The 20,740-nt window shown below is 41.7% G+C and carries 16 protein-coding genes; 5 read left to right on the forward strand and 11 right to left on the reverse strand.

What is annotated here, in order from left to right; translation table 11 throughout:
• Nucleotides 1–2: 2 nt before the first annotated feature.
• From J8L84_RS09700 to J8L84_RS09715, 4 genes are all read right to left on the reverse strand, one after another.
• The gene (locus J8L84_RS09700) at nucleotides 3–899 is read right to left on the reverse strand and encodes a ThiF family adenylyltransferase (RefSeq protein ID WP_211070526.1); all 897 of its coding nucleotides are present in this window, start codon (nucleotides 897–899) and stop codon (nucleotides 3–5) included.
• A 26-nt stretch (nucleotides 900–925) separates the two neighbouring features.
• Complete coding sequence (prsT, locus tag J8L84_RS09705; protein ID WP_211070527.1) at nucleotides 926–3,664, reverse strand: XrtA/PEP-CTERM system TPR-repeat protein PrsT; 2,739 nt, start codon at nucleotides 3,662–3,664, stop codon at nucleotides 926–928.
• A gap of 161 nt (nucleotides 3,665–3,825) precedes the next feature.
• Complete coding sequence (locus J8L84_RS09710) at nucleotides 3,826–4,677, reverse strand: PEP-CTERM sorting domain-containing protein (protein WP_211070528.1); 852 nt, start codon at nucleotides 4,675–4,677, stop codon at nucleotides 3,826–3,828.
• A 64-nt stretch (nucleotides 4,678–4,741) separates the two neighbouring features.
• Nucleotides 4,742–5,662, reverse strand: a complete 921-nt coding sequence (locus J8L84_RS09715) for a PEP-CTERM/exosortase system-associated acyltransferase (RefSeq protein WP_211070529.1) — start codon at nucleotides 5,660–5,662, stop codon at nucleotides 4,742–4,744.
• Nucleotides 5,663–5,876: 214 nt separating this feature from the next.
• On the opposite strand from J8L84_RS09715, the gene J8L84_RS09720 reads away from it, so the two are divergent.
• Together J8L84_RS09720 and J8L84_RS09725 are read left to right on the forward strand one after the other, a co-directional pair.
• A complete protein-coding gene (locus J8L84_RS09720) occupies nucleotides 5,877–6,656 on the forward strand; it encodes a serine protease (protein ID WP_317354310.1) in 780 nt (259 codons plus the stop codon).
• Nucleotides 6,657–6,670: 14 nt separating this feature from the next.
• Complete coding sequence (locus J8L84_RS09725) at nucleotides 6,671–7,687, forward strand: NAD-dependent epimerase (RefSeq protein WP_211070530.1); 1,017 nt, start codon at nucleotides 6,671–6,673, stop codon at nucleotides 7,685–7,687.
• 21 nt (nucleotides 7,688–7,708) lie between these two features.
• Here J8L84_RS09725 and J8L84_RS09730 read toward each other — a convergent pair whose 3' ends face one another.
• The 4 genes from J8L84_RS09730 to J8L84_RS09745 all read right to left on the reverse strand — a co-directional run bounded on the left by J8L84_RS09730 (nucleotide 7,709) and on the right by J8L84_RS09745 (nucleotide 14,162).
• Entirely contained in the window at nucleotides 7,709–8,590 is an 882-nt protein-coding gene (locus J8L84_RS09730) for a patatin-like phospholipase family protein (RefSeq protein ID WP_057790517.1), read from the reverse strand.
• A 441-nt stretch (nucleotides 8,591–9,031) separates the two neighbouring features.
• On the reverse strand, nucleotides 9,032–11,209 hold the full coding sequence (locus tag J8L84_RS09735; protein ID WP_211070531.1) for a malate synthase G: 2,178 nt from the start codon (nucleotides 11,207–11,209) through the stop codon (nucleotides 9,032–9,034).
• 154 nt (nucleotides 11,210–11,363) lie between these two features.
• Nucleotides 11,364–12,308: a LysR family transcriptional regulator gene (locus tag J8L84_RS09740; RefSeq protein WP_057790522.1), complete on the reverse strand. Its 945-nt coding sequence runs from the start codon at nucleotides 12,306–12,308 to the stop codon at nucleotides 11,364–11,366.
• A 258-nt stretch (nucleotides 12,309–12,566) separates the two neighbouring features.
• Nucleotides 12,567–14,162, reverse strand: coding sequence for an isocitrate lyase (locus J8L84_RS09745; protein WP_211070532.1), 1,596 nt, complete (start codon nucleotides 14,160–14,162; stop codon nucleotides 12,567–12,569).
• A 415-nt stretch (nucleotides 14,163–14,577) separates the two neighbouring features.
• Between J8L84_RS09745 and J8L84_RS09750 the strand changes: the two genes are divergently transcribed.
• From J8L84_RS09750 to glsB, 3 genes are all read left to right on the forward strand, one after another.
• Nucleotides 14,578–15,531, forward strand: coding sequence for a chemotaxis protein CheV (locus J8L84_RS09750; RefSeq protein WP_057790526.1), 954 nt, complete (start codon nucleotides 14,578–14,580; stop codon nucleotides 15,529–15,531).
• A 247-nt stretch (nucleotides 15,532–15,778) separates the two neighbouring features.
• Nucleotides 15,779–17,239: an alkaline phosphatase gene (locus J8L84_RS09755; RefSeq protein ID WP_211070533.1), complete on the forward strand. Its 1,461-nt coding sequence runs from the start codon at nucleotides 15,779–15,781 to the stop codon at nucleotides 17,237–17,239.
• Nucleotides 17,240–17,261: 22 nt separating this feature from the next.
• On the forward strand, nucleotides 17,262–18,170 hold the full coding sequence (glsB, locus tag J8L84_RS09760; protein WP_057790530.1) for a glutaminase B: 909 nt from the start codon (nucleotides 17,262–17,264) through the stop codon (nucleotides 18,168–18,170).
• Here the strand turns inward: glsB and J8L84_RS09765 are convergent.
• The 3 genes from J8L84_RS09765 to J8L84_RS09775 all read right to left on the reverse strand — a co-directional run bounded on the left by J8L84_RS09765 (nucleotide 18,164) and on the right by J8L84_RS09775 (nucleotide 20,739).
• Nucleotides 18,164–18,862 carry a VC0807 family protein gene (locus tag J8L84_RS09765; protein WP_057790532.1) on the reverse strand — a complete coding sequence of 233 codons (699 nt, stop codon included), beginning with the start codon at nucleotides 18,860–18,862 and terminating at the stop codon, nucleotides 18,164–18,166. The genes glsB and J8L84_RS09765 overlap by 7 nt on opposite strands.
• A gap of 63 nt (nucleotides 18,863–18,925) precedes the next feature.
• On the reverse strand, nucleotides 18,926–19,465 hold the full coding sequence (locus J8L84_RS09770) for a rhomboid family intramembrane serine protease (protein ID WP_211070534.1): 540 nt from the start codon (nucleotides 19,463–19,465) through the stop codon (nucleotides 18,926–18,928).
• Nucleotides 19,466–19,569: 104 nt separating this feature from the next.
• On the reverse strand, nucleotides 19,570–20,739 hold the full coding sequence (locus tag J8L84_RS09775) for a glutathionylspermidine synthase family protein (RefSeq protein ID WP_211070535.1): 1,170 nt from the start codon (nucleotides 20,737–20,739) through the stop codon (nucleotides 19,570–19,572).
• Nucleotide 20,740: the final 1 nt, after the last annotated feature.

Genomic DNA, 20,740 nt, shown 5'->3' on the forward strand with positions numbered 1-20,740 from the left:
GGTTATGTGTCTTTACTTTCTTCTAAAATCTGTTTCACTTTCTTAAACATATATTTTTGCAAAGGGTTTCTGTTTCCCCAAGGTCTCCATGTCTTTATTAAGTTATTTCGGTAAGCGTCAAAGTGTAGACCTTTAGGAGCACAGACAACTTCGCCTCTATCTAGTAGAAGTTTCAGCACATTGGTACACAATACCCCCGCCGCTAACGAAATACCCATACATGTTGAGGGCACTTTCTTTTTCATGAAGTTAACTGACGAATTTTGAACGAGGTAATGTCTTTGCTGTACTGATGGGGAAACGCCTATCACAAAGCGAACAATATTATCTTCGAAGTATCGTTCCTTAGTGGCATCGTCAGCACCGTAGGGGGCGTCAACCATTGCAAAGTATTCGTCGAAGGACATGCCCCCTGGTTTGAAACATAGCATAGCCGTACCCATCCCCATTGGGGCTGCAGTAATAGTAGGTATACCTAATTCATAGCAGCGGCGAAAGACTTGTCTTCTAATTTCTAATGCGAAGATATCCAAACTATCTATGTATATATCAACTCCATCTAAAAAGGCTTCAAGGTTTTCGTGCGAAATCCCTCTGTCAAAATTCTTTATCTGCGCGTCAGGGTTGATGTCTCTCAACGTTTTTTCCATCACAACTGACTTTTCTTCACCAATTGTAGATACAAAAGCACCGGCCTGACGATTGAAGTTGGCGTAATCATACTCGTCTAAATCAGAAATATGGAAATTTGAAATGCCCATTCTAGCACATACAATGGCGTGATCGCCTCCAACGCCACCCAATCCGCCAATAGCTACTTTGGTATTTTTAATTTTTTCTTGCTCAGCTTCCGTTACCCAGCCGATATTTCTCGAGAATGCTTCGTTATAATTGAACATAGATTTTTCACCCTATTCCGACGCGATTATTCTTCTAGTTTGTCATATAGAGCGCTAGCTTCATTCTGCTGTTCAACGCTTTTTGGCTCTAATTTTGTGAATACAATTTTGGCATAGTCCTTGTTACCAGATTTATGCAAAGCTTCTATATAGTCTAGCGCTATTTGGAAGGAGGATGGAGCTTTTTCATATGCTGCTTTCAAGTTTTGTATAGCTTTGTCATATTTTTTCAAACTAACATAAACGTTTCCTGCGGTTGCCAAAATTGTAGGGTTTTGTGGCAGCAGAGCTAATGCTTGTTCTATGTAGCCTAACGCTTCATTTGCTTTATTATTCTCAACTAGAAGCCATGCCAAATTATTAAGCACAAGAGGGCTAGCTGGAGAGGCATTCAATGCTAGATATTTAAAATGTTCGATTGAATCTTGCTGATCTCGATTCATGAGCTCATTAGCAAGTATTAACCTCATAGCAGTGTCGTTAGGGTCTTGTTTTATATGGTTTTCGGCAAATTTAATGCCTTCATCATAACTATTTTGTTTAACTAATGCGGTATACAAAAAGCGAGCCGTATCAGTATTCGCGGCTATAGCATATGAACGACGAAATAGTCCCTCAGCGTTGTTGTACTCTTTTTTAACAAGTAAGAGTCGACCTTGGAGAGAAAGCCCTGAGGCCGTTGATTTTAAGTTTGCGGGAGTTGCATTGAGGACGCGCTGCGCTTTATCGTAATTTTTATTCAATATTAGTAAGTGCGTAAGAATTAAATCTAGCTCACGTTGCTGGGGAAATGTAGTGGTAGCTTGGTCAGCAAGGACTAACGCTCGAGAGATATCCCCCGACATTTCTGCAACTCGAATATTCTTAACAAAAGCACTAAAACTCTTTTCTTTGTTTAACCAATTGGTATAGGCATTTATACTTTCTTCTGTATTTCCCTTTTCCCAGAGGGCATCACCTAAAAGCATCCAATACTTTGGTTCGTTTTTACCTTGTTCCGAGATAGATAATAAATGGGCTACTTGTTCTTCTACTTTACCTTGAGAAGCTAGTGAACCAACATATATGAGGTCGTAGATGACATCATCGGAGGAGTCGATAGCATTTCTCATAGGAACTAAAGCTTTTTCGTGATTTCCTAGTAACTCATGAACTTGGAAGTACCTCACCAATGCTTCGATATTTAGCGGGTTTTTTAGTACAAGAGTTTCTAAGTACCGTAAAGCTTTCTCTATGTTGTCGCGCTTGATATTCACTTCAGCAAGAAAAAGGAGGGCTGAGGGCGTAGTACTATCGATGGTCAAAGATTGGTAATAGGTTTCTTCTGCTAAATGTATTTCTTGCATATAGCCATAAGTGCGAGCTTTTAGGTTAATAACCGCTACATCATTAGGGTTCTTCTTAAGCCATTCATCAGCAAGTCTGAGTGTCCTATCAAACTCCCCAGAATCTAAATAAGCTGATGCAAGTATAAATAGAGCCTCGCTTGAATCTGGTTCTGCGGAATAGCTTTTTTCTAAATCTTCGATACCATCTTTGTCATTAGCTAAAATTTTTAGTGAACCTAAAGCTCTTAATGTTTTACTATCTTCAAGTTTAGATGAGTTAATTTGGTTCAATAGCAATTTAGCCGAAAGTGAATCGCCGTTTTTCAAGAGGCTGTTGGACGTAGCAATGATAAAACTAGTATCGTTTTCATTTAGGTCAGATATTAAACCTACGGACTCTGACGCTTCTGCGTTATATCCCAATTGAAGTTGTATGACCGTAAATAGTTTGTAGGCAAAGTGATTCTTGGGAAAATTGTTAATTACCACGGAGAGGTTTTGGTATGCCTGCTCAATACTTCCTAGGTTATAATTTGCCAAAGAGGCTAGAAGTCGCGTTGTGGTATTTGAGCCACCATTTTTTATTGCTTTGTCTAAATGAATCAATGATGTTTGAAAATTTCCTTTCGAAAACTCTACGGCGCCTTTAAGTTGATTAAAATATGGTTGTTCAGAAGATATTTTAAGTAGATTGTCAACCAGAGGTTCTGCAGCTAGAAAATCTCCGTTGTTAATAAGTGCATCAGAGAGTTGAAGCTTAATTTTGTAATCAGCTGGTCTTAAAGAGAGTAAAATATTCAGTGTATTAATGGCGTCAGTCCATTGCTTCTGCTGAATTTCTACTTTAGATTTAAACTGTAAGGCAGGCAGATAATTTGGTCTATATTGTAAGCTGTTCTTTGCATCGGTGGTTGCTCTATCAATATTGTTGTTTAATCCAGCAATATAGGCACTAGCTAAGTTTGAAACTTCAGGTTGTTTAGCGGTATCAGCTAGCGATGCAAACTTTTCTAGTGATTTTAGGCTATTACCTTCTCTGATCAACGCGATAGCTTTATATATATTAAGCTCTTCTATAAGCGCAGATTTTTCTAATGAATTTGAAACCGTTAATTCTCGAATCTCGGCAAATTTTTCCTGCCATAGTAGTGACTCTGCAAGGCTAACCTTCGATGAGTCAGTATTTGCCCTTGACAGCTCTTTTTCCGCTGCTGAATAGAGACCTTGATGTAAATAAACATCACCCAACATTTCTCGAGCATCAACATTATTGCTGTCTTGTTTTATCGCGTTTTTTAGTGCAATCGAAGCAGCTTGATAGTTGCCATCACTTTGATGTTTAGAAGCTATATCAATATATTCTTTACTGCTCTTTTCACTACAAGCAGAAAGAAGAATTACGCTAAAAATAAAAACGTTTAATTTAGTTGAAGTCACAAAAATATCCTTTTGTTCACGCTACGATCTAAAATAACGTAACTGCACCTATTTACAAGATAAGTTTACCAACAGAATTAAGGATATGTTTGAATAATACTGGGCTGGAAACAAAAAAGCCCTGATGAAAATCAGGGCTTGGATAAATATTTGGTTTTATATTAACTACGACGCTTACGCGTTGAGCCAGCAAGGCCTAAAAGACCTAAACCGAACAAAGCAATAGTAGCTGGAGCTGGAACACGAAATTCAACACCCGCATTGTGGTCATCACTTACTAAAACAGTTGTGCCGTTAGTAATGGTAGAATTAGCAATGTTTTGTTCAAGTTCTAAAACGCTTACAGTTTGAGAAGCTTCTAAGATAATATCCACTAATGTAGCAGAAATATAATCTTCGAATGATTGAAAAGTAACTCCGTCACCAAAGAAAAACATGTCTTGGCCAGCAGCAGTAATGCTAGTACTTGTTACCAGACTTTGAACAACTTGCTCTCCTGGGTTAATGCCTCCAGCAAAAAGTTCAGTGGTCATTACCTGAGTAGCACCCGCGCCATAATCGAATGCATCAAACGAGTAAATATCAAGGTAGCCAGAAGTGTAATCAACACCAACAGTAGGTGTCAAAGTACCTTCTAAATATAGGTCAAAAGTAAGTTTAGTCCATGAAGGACCAGTGACATCTAAGCCAGCACCGGGAAAGTTAGGAGTAGAAGTGAAAGTATTTGTTTCACCACCACTTTCAGTCACAAGATCTTCGAGGTCGGTATAGGCTGGAGCTGTAACTCCGCCAAACGTATAACCAATTAGGCTAATACCGGCACGAGTTACCAATGAACCTGTTGCAGTATCAACTTCAGTGTTGGAAACATAAGAAAGATCTAATTGGTCAATCTCTCCAACAGGATTAACCATACCATCGTCAGATAAATCAAGATAAAAAGGGGTAGCTGCGGCTTGTCCACTAAGCACTAAACCCGCAGCTGTAATCGTTGTAAGTAGTAACTTTTTCATTTCTGCTCTCCGTAAGTATGCAGCGTTCTAAATATTGCATTTTTACAAAGCAGTTAGCGTGCCACTATTTAACCCATTGATTTTGTTGGTTAATAAATTTTGTCGAAAAAGATCTGTAAATAAACTCGACAATTCTATCGGCGTTTCTAGCGGAAATATCATTATTCTCAACATCATGCCCAAGTGAGGCTTGAATATGCTTAAACATAGCGGCAAAGCCTTTTGGTAGGTTCTTATGTAGCATCTCGGGCGTTATATAATAAGCGGCACGTTTTCCGTGGTAGTCCACAACAGGACCAATTTGTTCAAATTTTATGCCGATGAACCGCATTGAACGAGCTAGACGTGGTTCCATCATTACATAGGTATGCTTAATACCCGAATTGATTGAGATGGACGCCGCGGCAAGGTAAAGCCCGATAGCAATAAAGGGGAAACATCGAAGTTCAGTTTCCGAGTACGTCGATGTATTGATCACACCTGTAGATGCACCATCAAACTTATCGCTTTTACGACGGCGAAATTCTTCAGGTACTGCTAATCTCGATACTTCACAAATTTCGCTACGCTTGAAATTTGCCGGGTTAAGTTCAGGATGGGTTATCGAAGAGGGGCAATATTTTTCAATAGGCAATAACTCATCTTCTTTTTGCGGGCGAACGAGTCGAACCGTACCAGCAAAACGATGTGTCTTTTTATGTTCAATCATGCAAGCTGTAGAGTAAGCATCAAACTCGTCAATTTCTAGTTTTGATTCTCTTTCTGGTTCAAAGCCTTCTTCTACGCAATAGACTTGATGTCTAATGCCGTAAGACTGTTCTTTTAAATCCTTATTGCTTGCGACAAGTGGTGTTAAATACGCAGAAAAGTGCGAAGAGATTTCTCTGACCTCTTGTAACTTTTGATATCCACTTAATGCTTTTGATATTCTACTTTTTTTTCCAAAGATAGTTTGGATCGTAGAAAGTAATTTCCTTTTTTGCATGTTAATTCGTACCTATTTATAAAGACCATACATCCAGAAAGGCTATAAAGGTATCTGCAACCTAAGCAGTGCAACATCTAAGCAGTATAGATTGTATTCCTAATATTATGAACGTATTATTTTTGTAGTTGTATTTATTGGTAAATATAAGTGAAACTGTTAGTTATATCTTTCCTGATGTCTACATTGATATCGATTAACCCAAAGGTGCATCGTGAAAACAGACTCAAAAAGTAGAGCTTTAATGCTATGCGTATTCACAATAGCTTGTATTTTATCGACTCAAGCGCTAGCAAAAAATCTCGTTGAGCTAACTAAAAGCTCGGTAAAATCTACGGTGGCCATTGCGTTACATAGCCCTTTGAAACACACAACACCTCAAATTAAAGGTACAGGCTTTGTTGTTGGCAATGGTAAACATGTTGTTACAAACTACCACGTTGTTGATGAAGAGCTAGACCCTACTATAGTCGAACATTTCGTTGTGATGTTGCCAGATGGCAAACAAGTACGCTTTGATAAAGTAGAAATACTGGCCATTGATGAGAAGCATGACTTAGCCTTATTAAAGGTTAATAATCCTTTCCCTTCTTTTAAATTAGCCAATAACACCTTAGTTGATGCCGGCACGGAGCTTGCAATCTTTGGTTATCCATTGGGAGGAGCATTAGGATTGTTCCCTGCTGTACATAAAGGCATAGTGGCAACCATTACGCCTGATTATATGCCTTCAAACAATGCGAGATCGCTTACTGCGAAAAGTCTTGATAGACTTAAGAATCCAGACTTGATTTATCAATTAGATGTGACCGCTTATCCAGGAAATTCAGGTAGCCCAGTTGTTAATGTTGAAACGGGGGAGGTCTTCGCGGTCATCAATAAAGTTTACGTTAGAGACAGTAAAGAAAGTGCGTTAACGCATCCTTCAGGCATTTCTTATGCTATCCCAATTGAGCACGTTCATGCACTGTTAAAGCGTGAAATGGAAAAATAGAAAATAGGACTTTTATGAAAATTCTGGTTACCGGCGCTGCTGGCTTCATTGGCGCAGCAGTTTCTCAATATTTAATTAATCGCGGTGACGATGTTGTTGGGATTGACAACATTAACGACTATTACGATATCGCCCTTAAACATGCCAGATTAGAGCAGGTTCAGAATTCTGCTGCAGGCGAGCGCTTTACATTTGTTAAGATGGGTGTTGAAGATCGCCCTGAAATGGCAGCCTTATTCGAAGACCAAAAGTTCGACAAAGTGGTGCACTTGGCGGCGCAGGCAGGGGTAAGGTATTCAATTGAAAACCCAAATGCTTATGTAGATGCTAACTTGGTTGGCTTCATGAACATCCTTGAGGGATGTCGCCATAACAAAGTAGGTCATTTAGTTTATGCATCATCAAGTTCTGTGTATGGTGCTAACGAAACTATGCCGTTCTCAGAACAGCATAACGTCGATCACCAAGTAAGTTTATACGCAGCGTCGAAGAAGGCGAATGAGCTAATGGCGCATACCTACAGCCATCTATATAACCTTCCTACCACTGGATTACGTTTCTTCACCGTATACGGCCCTTGGGGTCGCCCAGATATGGCGCTATTTAAATTTACTAAGGCCATATTAGAAGGTAAAACAATTCAGGTTTACAACTTCGGTAATCACAGACGAGACTTCACCTACATTGACGATATCGTTGAAGGGGTAATTCGCTCACTTGATAACGTAGCGAAGCCAAACGAAAGTTGGGATGCGAGTACACCAGATCCTAGCTCTAGTAAAGCGCCTTATAAGGTTTATAACATTGGTGCACAAACCCCTGTGCATTTGCTTAAATTTATCGAAACCTTAGAAGCGTCACTAGGCGTTGAAGCGAATAAAGAGCTGTTACCATTGCAACCTGGTGATGTCCCAGATACCTATGCGGATGTATCATCACTGGTTAATGACACAGGTTATAAACCGTCTACGTCTATCGATGTGGGTGTTAAAAACTTCGTCGATTGGTACAAAGACTTTTACAACATTTAAAAAGCCAGTCTAAAGTAATTTCTAGCCAGTAGAAGCCACTTTGAAAGATTGAAAAGCGGCGCACTTTTTGGGAAGAAATTCTTTAGTGGTTTCGTAACCAAGTTCAAATAAATGGTTCTTCATTTCAGCGGTTAACGCAAAGTCTACCGCTGAAATTTCCCCCGTATTAATGACCACAGTGTTATGCCAGTACTTCGCATTAATATATTCTCTAGATATTGCGGTCATAAAAGTGCGTATGAGCATAGATAAATATTGCGGCAGCAGCAGTACCCCTTTCTTTATTATTTTGCGTTTTTGAATAGCACTTTGAAGTCGAAAGCATACTGTGGGCGTGCCATCATGTTGCCAATCTTCGAACAAAGCATCTTCTGATAATATTGCGCCGTCTACCAATAAGTGTTCTTTGAAAGGTTTAAAGGAAAAAAGCAGAGGGATAGACATTGAGTAACGCACGGCTTCAGAAACCTTCATGTCGGGTGTATTGTCTTTTCCAAACAATACCGGGCCGCCACCGTTTACATCGGTCGCTAAAATAGTAAGTGCGATGGGAAGGTCGGCAAAAGTAATGCCTTCAAGCTTATCATCAATCCAGCGTTCGAAATGATCGCCCGATGATAACCCGCCTTCTCGCAACAATCGCCACACAGAGAAAGCAGTAAACTGTTTGAAGTCGGTGGCGATGACTAACTCTCGCATCTCTTCAATGCTATGACCTTTGGCGTACATCGCAGCAATAATTGAGCCACCAGAAACGCCAACAAGGGTGTTAATTTCTACATTTAAATCTTTAAGCGCTTTAAGTATGCCTATATGGGCACTAAGCCGAGTGCCCCCACCCGACAAAATAGGCACGATGGAGGCGGGTACCTTAGCAACGGGTACCGATGAAGTTACCTGCATGTTTTTAACTCCAGTAATTATAGTAAAAGCGTAGTAGAGTTAGCCGAACCTGCCACTTTATTGGTGTACTAGTATGTGTCGTTATCAAGTGATTAAGCACTCATGCGAGCATTACTGAATGTGCAACAGAGTCGTGTCTTAAAGTGTATTTGTAGCGGTAGATACGAGATGGTAAACATCGATAAAATAGCGATAAAATAGCGATAAAAAGAGATTTAAAAGATAGCGGGGGAATAGGCAGTAAATAAAACTCAGGCAATGGCTGAAAGAGCTAGTAAGTGGATGTATATTCCACAAGAAAACTAACAAAAATGCCGAACTTAACTAACCTTAATAATAAGTTAGCTAAGCTCGACATTGCTTTTACTGGCGTAGCCATAGAAATAACGACAACGAATACAACATTGTATTAGCTCGGCTAATTTAGCCAGATCAATTTCTCTAGGCTAATTTCGCCTTCATCTCACGGCGTCTCGCGTGCAGTAATGGCTCTGTATAACCACTAGGTTGCTCTTTCCCTTTAAAGATAAGATCGCTAGCGGCTAAGAAACCAATTGAGCTATCTAAATCAGGCATCATAGGGATGTATTCTGCATCACCAGCATTTTGTTCATCCACTAGCTTTGCCATACGGCGAAGTGATTCATCAACTTGCTCTGCACTTACAATGGCGTGCTCAAGCCAATTTGCAATATGCTGTGATGAAATACGTAGTGTGGCTCTGTCTTCCATCAGTCCAACATTGTTAATATCTGGCACTTTAGAGCAGCCTACACCTTGATGCACCCAACGAACCACATACCCTAATATACCTTGTACATTGTTATCTATTTCACGCTGTATGGTACCGGCTGATAGCGAATCTCTGCTCTCTAGCAGTGGAATAGTCAAAATATCGTTGAGGCCTGAGAAACCCTCGTCTAATCCCTTTTGAATGTCGAAAACATTTACATCGTGATAATGCAGAGCGTGCAAAGTGGCAGCGGTAGGTGAGGGAACCCAAGCGGTATTTGCGCCAGATTTTGGGTGTCCAATTTTGGCATCCATCATATTTTGCATTTCATCGGGAATAGGCCACATGCCTTTACCAATTTGGGCCTTACCAGAAAGACCACATCGAAGGCCGACGGCTACATTTGCGGTTTCATACGCTTTAATCCACGGCATAGTCTTAAGCGTCACTTTCTCGGCGAAGGCCCCTGCAAGCATAGACGTATGAATTTCATCGCCTGTTCTGTCTAAGAAGCCGGTATTAATAAATACAACACGAGACTTCGCTGCATTGATACAAGCGTCTAAGTTCACACTGGTACGGCGTTCCTCATCCATGATACCCATTTTCAATGTGTTTTTGGGCACATTGATAACGGTTTCAATCTTGGCAAAGAGGGCATCAGAAAAGGCGACTTCTTCAGGGCCATGCATTTTGGGTTTAACGATATAAATGCTGCCATGACGAGAATTTTGGAATGCGCTATTATTCAGTAAATCATGCTTGGCGATGAGCGAAGTCACTAAACCGTCCATAATACCTTCTGGTACTGGCTCACCATCGAATAGCATAGCGTCGTTTGTCATTAGATGACCTACATTACGGACAAACATAAGGCTGCGTGCAGATAAAGACAATTGCTCTTGGTTCGTTACATGTTTTGAAGGCGAGTACACTCTATCTTCATGCATAGCGCGAACGATGGTTTTGCCACCTTTGTTCATTTCAATGCTTAAAGAGCCTTTCATTAGCCCTAGCCAGTTACTGTAAACCAAGGTTTTGTCTTCAGCATCAACGGCGGCGACTGAGTCTTCGCAATCCATAATGGTTGTTAGCGCAGCTTCAATGAACACATCTTTCACGCCAGCGGCGTCAGTTTTCCCAATAGGGCTGGTGATATCTATCTGAATTTCAAAGTGCAGACCATTGTGAACAAATAATAGCGCAGTGGGGGCGGTAATATCACCTTGGTAACCTTGCCACTGTTCGGTGTTTGCAAGCGTGGTGATGTCACCGTCCGTTAACGAAATCGCTAATTTTCCGGTTTCAATTTTATAACCGGTAACATCAGCGTGACTTCCCTTCGCAAGTGGAAGCATATTGTCTAAATAGGCTTTCGCTTTCGCTACCACTTTCTCGCCACGTACAGGGTTATAGCTTTTGCCGGGTTCTGCCCCGTTCTCATCGCTAATAACATCAGTGCCGTACAAAGCATCGTACAAACTACCCCAGCGGGCATTAACAGCATTTAATGCATAGCGGGCATTGTTAATTGGTACCACTAATTGAGGACCAGCCATGGTAGCAATTTCTGCATCCACGTTTGTGGTATCTGCTTGCACCGTTTCAGGCTGCTCTACTAGATAACCAATTTCTTTTAGGAAAGTAACGTACTGCTCACCAAAAGCGGGGTTTCCTGCTTGGTGATAATTATCGATAGCGAGTTGGAGTTGTTCTCGTTTTTCTAGCAGGGCACGATTTTGAGGAACGAATTCTGAAAAGAGGGCTTCTGCACCTTGCCAAAATGCGTCTGGTTGAACACCAGTGCCTGGCATTGCCTGTTGGTTGATGAAATCATCGAGTTGCTCAGCAACCTGTAAACGGCCTCGTGTAATATAATTTTGCATAACTACCTCTATACATTTTCTGTAGCTCTAGTGTAGAGAGTATAGAGGCAGTTTTTTAATTTATGGTTCCTATCTTTGCCATTTCTTCAGTGAATGTTTGTGTGCAATTAGTATTCACATTTGAAATCTTAACGGCATGAAGCAAGATGGTGCTCTAGCTGTCACTCATTTCATTCGCGACATCGCTAATTAAACGGCGCAACCAAATGTGTCCTGCATCATGATGCAGTAGCGCACTCCATGCCATTTTCAACGCGATAGGGGGAATATCAAAAGGCGGCTCTTTTACCACAACGCTAGGGTCGTCTTTGAATAACTTCGCTGCTTTGCTTGGCAAGGTGGCTATAAGCTTTTGCGTTTTGGCTATTTGCAATGCGGCATGGTAGTGGCGCGTAAATACTCGAATAGCCCGTTGCTTGCCTATTTTGGTTAGCTCAGCGTCTACCCAACCTAGTTTCTGTACTTCCGTTGGGTCAATACCCACACCAACACCAAAGCCAGTTTTACTCACCCAAATATGTTGAGCGTTTAAATAACTGTCTAAGTCGCATTTTGCTACCAGCGGGTGATCTGAACTCATTACACAGCTGAAGGTATCGTACCAAATCACTTTTTGGTGAAAAGATAGCGGCAGTTCTTCAAAGCGGTTAATGGCCATATCGACCTTGCCTTGCTCTACATCATGAAAGGTTACGTCACTAGGGGTGATTAAATCTAATGTAATATTCGGCGCCAGGTCGGCTAACCTGCCTACTAGCTCAAGCAATAAAGTGCTTTCAGCATAGTCACTGGTCATGATACGAAAGGTGCGTTCGCTGGTTAGCGGATCAAAATCGGTTTCAGGCTGAATTGAGCTTTCAAGTCGGCTGAGTACATCACGAATAGTGGGTTGAAGTTCAAGTGCTCGTTTTGTTGGTGTCATTCCGTCGCTGGTGCGCACCAATAAAGGGTCTTTAAACAAGTCACGTAAACGCTTTAGCCCATTGCTCATCGCAGGTTGCGTAATGCTTAGCTGATTGGCCGCTTTTGTTACACTGCCTTCACGCAGTAAAACATCTAAATATACCAGTAAATTTAAGTCGACCTTCGCTATATTCATTATTGTAATGCTCTTAATAAACTCAATTAGACAGGGCTATTATAAAGCCTTTTTAATCCGCTGTCAGATACGCTTTTGGTCTTACGTTTAAAAAGCGCAAAATCCCTAAGCTACTGAAAAATATGTTTAATTATATTTATGGTGCTAGTTTGGGCATAACTTCTAGAATTTAGCGACATGGTAAATACAGATAAATTCGCTGAATAATAAAAAAAGGCACCCGAAGGTGCCTTTGAACAAAGTTGGGATACTTTGTGTTTAAACGTCGAACTGGTTCATGGTGTTATCATCACCAGAAGCTTTAAGTGCACCTTCACCAGAGAAGTACTCTTTGTGTGTATCACCTAAATCTGAACCTGCCATTGCTTGGTGTTTAACACACGCAAGGCCTTGGCGAATTTCTTGGCGCTGAACACCGCGAACATAAGCCAGCATACCTTCTTCACCAAAGTAGCCTTTAGCCAAGTTGTCAGTAGACAATGCCGTAGTATGGTAAGTCGGTAGTGTAATAAGGTGATGGAAAATACCCGCTTCACGTGCAGCATCTGCTTGGAAGCTCTTGATTTTTTCATCAGCTGTAGTGGCTAGTTCAGTTGTATCGTACTCTTCGCTCATCAACTTAGCACGGTCGTATGAAGAAACATCTTTGCCTTCTTCAGCCCAAGTATCAAACACTTGCTGGCGGAAGTTCAGTGTCCAGTTGAAAGAAGGTGAGTTGTTGTAAACCAATTTCGCGTTTGGTACTTCTTTACGAATGGCGTTAACCATTTCAGCAATCTGACCAACGTGAGGTTTTTCAGTTTCAATCCACAACAAGTCTGCGCCGTGTTTAAGTGATGTTATACAATCTAGTACTACGCGGTCGAAACCAGAGTTGTCTTTAAAGCGGAACAAACCATTAGGTAAGCGCTCAGGTTTTACTAGTTGTCCGCCTTGTTTCAATACAAGGTCGCCTTCAGATAAATCGTCAGCACCGTTAACGGGTGTTGTTTTTAAGAATGCATTGTACTGAGCCGCAAGGTCGCTTTCAGAGGTTGATACGGGGATTTTTTGCGTTAAACCTGCACCTAGTGAATCGGTACGAGCAACAATAACGCCATCGTCTACGCCAAGCTCTAGGAATGCATAACGAACGGCATTGATTTTAGCTAGGAAGTCTTCATGTGGAACGGTAACTTTACCATCTTGGTGACCACATTGTTTTGCATCAGAAACTTGGTTTTCAATCTGAATACAACAAGCACCGGCTTCAATCATCTGCTTAGCTAATAAGTAGGTCGCTTCTTCGTTACCGAAACCCGCATCGATATCGGCAATGATAGGTACTACATGGGTTTCGTAGTTATCAATTTGACTTTGAATGGCTGCAGTGTCGCCGCCACTTGCTTTCGCGTCATCTAGCTTATGGAACAAGTCGCCTAACTCACGAGCGTCCGCTTGGCGCAAGAAAGTGTATAACTCTTCAATGAGTGAAGAAACGGTCGTTTTTTCATGCATTGATTGGTCTGGAAGAGGTCCGAACTCAGAGCGAAGGGCGGCTACCATCCAGCCTGAAAGGTATAAGTAGCTCTTATCAGTAGTACCTTGGTGTTTCTTCACTGCCAACATTTTCTGTTGACCTACAAAACCATGCCAGCAACCTAAAGACTGAGTATATTGCGCCGTGTCAGCATCATAGTCTGCCATGTCTTTTCGCATGATAGCAGCAGTGTAACGCGCAATGTCTAAACCAGTCTTAAACCGGTTTTGGATTTTCATTCTAGCAGCGTACTCAGGGCTAATGCCTTCCCAAGCACCTTTTTGTGCTGCTTTTAACGTGGCGAAGTTATCAATATCTGTTTGATACTGCGACATGAGCGTTTCTCCCTACTATAATTGTTATCAAATGTTGTTTTGAGAATTCGCATTGGTGCGTTCTCTTAAGCTTCCATTTCATCCTAGTGCGGCTATCAAAATAATAAAAGTGTATAATTTTGATTGCCGTCATTCATGGTGTGAATATGTTTTGTGTTGAGATAGTGTTGATAAGACGTTTTGAAAAGTGTCTAGAGTCGGTTCGTACCCAGCATCGATGTTCACTAATATTCGTAAGAACGTGATTTGTGGACTAGCTTTTACTTTGGAGAATAAAAATTAGGCGGGTTATTAGCATAATTGATAATAGGTTTCTGATTGCAGGGCGTGTAAATTCTTTTGACACTTAGCTGTATTTCAGCAAATGGTAGCAGGCATTCCGAATAATTGGTTTAGAGAATTAAAGTGAGTAACGATGAGTAACGGCGTCCTTTCCTCAGTTGATCAGCGCACTAAGTTAGTGGGTGAAAACAGACTTGAATTGCTGATGTTTCAGTTGGGTTCTCGTCACATCTTTGCCATGAATGTTTTCAAAATCAAAGAAGTTATCAACATTCCTAAATTTAATAGCATGCCTGGTTCTCACCAAAACCTTAAAGGTGTGATGAACTATCGAGGCAGTGCCATTCCTATCATTGATATACGCCAAGCGATTAAAATGCGCGGCGGTTCAATAGGTAGCGATGCACATAACGTTATCATTACCGAGTACAACCGAACTGTTCAGGGTTTCATTATTGGTAAGGTAATGAATATTGTGAATACGTCTTGGGATACTATCCAGCCACCGCCCAGTGGAATGGGTAAAACTAATTACCTTACCGCCATCACACAAGTTGAAGTACAAGGTAAAAAAGAGATTGTTGAAATTATTGATGTGGAAAAGGTACTAGCCGAGATCATTGATTACGATATCTCTATTTCCGACAAAGTGCTTGATAAAGACATCGTTAATCACTTTAAAGACAAAAAAGTACTGATTGTTGATGATTCAAGCACGGCAAGAAAGCAAGTTAGAGACACCCTAGAGCAATTAGGAATAACCATCATTGAGAGAAAAAATGGGGCTGAGGCATTAGCCTTACTTCAAGAGTGGGCGGATGCAGGTAAGCGCCCCAGTGATGAAATATTGATGATGTTTACCGATGCTGAAATGCCAGAGATGGACGGCTATAGGTTAACCTCGGAAGTACGAAATGATCCCAGAATGCAAGATCTCTTCATAACGTTAAACACCTCATTAAGCGGCAGTTTTAATGATGCTATGGTTGAAAAGGTAGGCTGTGACCGGTTTATCTCCAAATTCCAACCCGATATGCTTGTAGAAGTTGCCCAACAACGACTTCGAGACTTCCTCTCGGAAAATTAGTTATTCCTCAAAAGACATTAACCCCCTGTCGACGCTATTTACCCTTAATGCTTTGAGAAAAGGGCGGGTCTGCCTTACACTAACGCCTTCAATAATAAGCATGTTCAACATTCTCGCCATCTTCTGGTGAATATTTTGTGCAATGTGTGAAATGACACAATTCTTAAATGCGACCCATTTAGGATGAGGGTCGTCCGCGCCCTCGTTTTTTGATATATGGCGCTTTTTTAGTTCTCAGGGAAGTTTCATGATTTATAGTAAACGCAAACTATTAACCACCTTAACACTATGCGGCTCGCTTTGTGTATTGTCTGGGTGTGGCTCTACATCAAATGAAAGTGCGCAAAAGACAGTTGCGCAAAACTCAGCACCTAAAAATATTATCATGGTGGTAGCTGATGGAATGGGGCCTGCTTTCACTACGGCTTACCGTAATTATGTTGATGACAAAAATACCCCTGAAGTTGATGCGGTAGTATTCGATGATATTTTGATGGGTAACGCATCTACTTACCCAGCGCCAGTATCAGGTTTTGTAACCGATTCAGCAGCTGCGGCCACCGCATTAGCGTCTGGTGTGAAATCTTATAATGGTGCCGTTGGTGTTGATGTGGATAAAAAGCCTGTTAAATCGGTTATGCATTATGCCAAATTGAAAGGCATGCGGACAGGCCTAGCGGTCACCTCACAAATTGTTCACGCTACGCCAGCGGCTTATATCGCACACAACGAAAGTCGTCAGAACTACAATGCCATTGCCGACGATTTTTTCGATGTGCGCGTAAATGGAGAGCTTGTTGCTGATGTAATGTTAGGTGGCGGAACCGATTTTTTTGAACGCGAAGATCGTAATATCATTGGCGAGTTTATCGATGCCGGTTATGAATATACTGACACTTACAACCGCTTAGCCACTGTGCCTAAAGGCAGTAATGTATTGGGCTTGTTTGCTCCGGTAGCTTTACCTGCCATGCTGGACGACAGCCGCGACAATCGTCTTAAATACTTAACAGAACATGCAATTAAGCACCTAGAAAACGACAATGGATACTTTTTGTTGGTTGAAGCCAGCCAAGTAGACTGGGCGGGGCACGCCAATGATATCGCATCGGCGATGGCTGAAATGCAAGACCTTGCCTACACCATAGAGTTCTTAAAGACTTATGTGCAAACGCACCCAGACACCTTGGTTGTTCTCACGGCTGATCACAGTACTGGCGGTCTAACTATAGGTGCTAGAGGTGACTATAGCTGGAGCCCAGAGTATTTAAATAATCTGAAAGCGTCACTGGGTACTATAGCCAAGAATATGGTTGAGCAAGATAACCCAGGTGAATATGTTGCAACGACTTTTGGTTTTGATGTTACCGATGAAGAAATCGCCACGTTCGACAGCATTGCTCAGCAAGATGTAAAAGCACGCTTTAATGCCTTGAAAGTATTTTTAGATAACAAAACCAATACTGGCTGGACAACATCAGGGCATACCGGTGTAGATGTAGAAGTATTCGCGTTCGGCGCCGGCCATAGTAATTTTATGGGGCAAATAGACAATACGGATATTGCTAAGAAAATTTTTAACTTCATTGATAAACGTAATTCGACTACTCAAGGTATTTCAACAAATGTTGAGTTAATAAAAACAACTGACAAAAAAGATGCGACCAACACAAGTTGTGATTTTAAAGAAAATTGGCGTTGTGATTAAAAAATAAAGGAATACTGCGCTAATGCTTGAACTGTTAGAAGCCATTTTTGATGAAGTAAAACCAATGCTAGGGGAGGGGAAAGTCGCAGACTATATTCCTGCGCTAGCCAGTGTTGACCCTCATCAATTTGGCATTGCCATTTGTGATATTGAAGGGCGCATTACATCAATTGGTGATGCCGATGTGCCTTTTTCTATTCAAAGTATATCCAAAGTTTTCAATTTAGTGCTTGCCATGAATCACTATGGCGAAGATATGTGGGAACGAGTGGGCTGTGAACCGTCGGGTCTGCCTTTCAACTCGCTAGTACAGTTGGAGTATGAAGATGGTATACCACGAAACCCGTTTATTAATGCGGGTGCACTAGTGGTTAGTGACATGACACAGTCTCGTTTCGCCTCACCTCATATCGGTATGCGAGATTTTGTTAGGCGCCTATCCTGCAACGATAATATTTTTGCCAATAAAGTGGTTGCTGATTCTGAATTTGAGCACCGTGCTAGAAATGCAGCCATGGCCTATTTAATGAAAGCCTACAACAACTTTGAAAATGAAGTTGAAGATGTATTGCATAGCTACTTTAACAACTGCGCATTGGAAATGAGTTGTGTGGATTTGGCACGCGCCACAAACTTTTTAGCAAATAGAGGTTACTCTATTTGTGCCGATGAACAGGTACTAAGCCCAGATCAAAACCGTCAAGTGAACGCATTGTTAGCTACAAGCGGTATGTATGACGAAGCAGGGAGTTTTGCTTTTAAGGTTGGCTTACCGGGGAAAAGCGGGGTTGGCGGGGGAGTGATTGCCGTAGTACCGGGTCGCTTTTCTATTTGTGTGTTCTCACCTGCGCTAAACGCGGTGGGGAACTCTCATTTAGGTGTTGCTGCGCTTACTTCATTAAGCAAGCGCATTAATTGGTCGGTTTACTGATTAATAAAATCATCCAACTCTTCGCCAGTTATTTTCTTAATCTGGCTGAATAAATACCACAATGCAGTAATAAGCAAAATCATGCTAGGGATAACAATGACTGGGTAGCTCAACGCAGTCATTCGGCCTAGCTCTTCGGTGTACGCCGTAGTGCCTGGCTCGCTTACTAAAATAACTTTGGCCAAAATATAGTTTAAGGCAGAAGATAAAAAGAACGAGCTGGCCACTATGTATGAACTTACTGCGACTTTGCGTTTAAACAAAGCCTGTTTATTTTGTTCATCAAGTACGCGGTTTAAGTGAGGCCAGTTTATAATTTGGTCGTTTAAGATAAGCATTTTGACCAGCGGCTTTTCAGTGTATTGGGTTATTAATACTGCCAAACCAATAGCGGCAGGAATAGCCGCTTCTTTAATGGCAATATACTCCGCCGGTAGTTTTAACAAACTAAAGCCACCAGTCAGCAATACACTGATAATACCTAAAACAGAAAATCCGTTTACTTTGCCCGATTCTTTTAGATCCCATAGTCCGTAACCTATAGGGAAAGCGAGTGCGGCGACGATACTCCATTCTGGGCCTAAATAGTCTTCAGAGCTAGCATAGCTCATGAGCACCACGGGTATAATAATGTTGAAAGCGAGGTTGCCGAAAAAGCCCTGATTTTTTTGCTGCGATTGTACTTCTGCCATAACGCCTTTATCTTTCTCTTATTAGCCGCACTGTTTGATGAACTGCAATTATACGGCATCCATTCATCGTGCCCAGTGCCAAGCGGCAAATAACCCACCTAAAAAGCCAAATAGATGATATTCAAATGAAATAAACCTGGAAGTTGGCAAAATACCTACCAGCATTCCGCCGTAAAGGATGGCAACAATGATAGAAATAAGTAGGTACTTAACTTTTTTACTTTTAAAGCCAGCTAACACTAAGAAGCCGAAGTAGCCGTAAACCATACCACTTGCGCCAATATGCATAGCGCTACGACCGAAAATCCATACACCGAGCCCACCAATAATTAACGCACTGGCTGTGGCGATAAGAAATGTGCGTTTACCCCATTGCATAGTCAGCCACATAAATAACAACAGAGGGATAAAATTGGCCATTAAGTGGGACGGCGTACCGTGCAAAAACGGTGCGGTAAAAATATAGGGCAGATGGGACAAAGAGCGTGGATATACACCAAACTGATTTAAGCTATTCCCTGTCACCAGATTCACTATCTCAATCACAATGAGAAGTGCCCCTAGCGTTAGTAACACACGAAGTTGAAATGAGAGTGGCTTCATAAACAGTATTCTATTCCTTGGTTATAACATCGTGCTCTGCGCGATAGCGTCGGCGAGTTCAACTCGCCATGTAACCGCTAAGCAATCAGCGTTTCGATGCGTAATTACAAGATGATATGGGGTAGGTAGCGAGACAAGTCTTGTGTAATCGCATTGCTATCTTCACGCACCGAAATACCTGCGGGCATGTCATCTACCAACCAGCTTCCGATAAGGGTATGGTTTCCATCAAACACTGGAAGCGGGTGAAAAGCTTGCACAATAAACCCTTCTTCTCCATACGGTCCAGGGCTTAATTCCGATTCCTTTCCATTTTCAATCAATGAAATATTCGCGCCTTCTCTTGAAAATAACGGCTTTTTCACCCACTTGCCGCCGTGTATCGCATTATGAGGAATATCATCGGCGAAATAGGCAGGGAGTAAATTAGGATGGCCTTTGAACTTCTGCCACAACAAAGGCAATAATGCTTTGTTTGAAATAATAGACTTCCATGCAGGCTCTAACCAATTTACTTTTGCATCAGCGAGGGCATCACCGAACTCTTCTCGCAGAATAAACTCCCAAGGATAGAGCTTAAAGCAATCGGTAATGGGGGCATTAGCAAGGTCGGTAAATACGCCAGTATCTGCCAAACCAATGTCTTCAATAAAAACAAAGTCGCTTTTAATACCAGCTTCTCGCGCGCAATCTTGTAAATACTGCACCGTACCGCGATCTTCTTCTGTGTCTTTGCAGCAAGAAAAGTGCATTTGATTCAATTGATAATGCTGGGCTATTTCACCAAAGCGAAACACCAGCTTTTCTTGCAAGCTATTAAACTGATCTGCATTACGCGCTAATACGCCCGCATTCACTTGTTGTTCTAACCATAGCCATTGCCAAAAGCCTGACTCGTAAAGGCTGGTGGGCGTATCTGCGTTGTTCTCAAGCAGTTTTGCGGGGCCTTTGCCGGAATAAACTAAATCTAGGCGGGAGTACAAGCTAGGGTCGCGGTTGCGCCAACTGTCTTTCACCAAACCCCAGTGGGCTTCGGGAATAGAAAAGCGGGTGAGTAACTGCTCACTATTAACTACATCTTCAACCACAGCTAAGCACATTTGATGAAGCTCGGCGGTGGGATCTTCAATGTCCTTTTCAATCTGAGCAAGGGTAAATTGATAGTAGGCGCGCTCATCCCAGTAGGGTTCGCCATACATGGTATGAAAGTGGAACCCAAATTCGCCGGCCAATTGCTGCCAACCTTTGCGTGGCTGGCATGGCATTCTAAACATG

Origin of the sequence: Alteromonas sp. MMG017, assembly GCF_018100795.1 — a bacterium.
Lineage (GTDB): Bacteria > Pseudomonadota > Gammaproteobacteria > Enterobacterales > Alteromonadaceae > Alteromonas.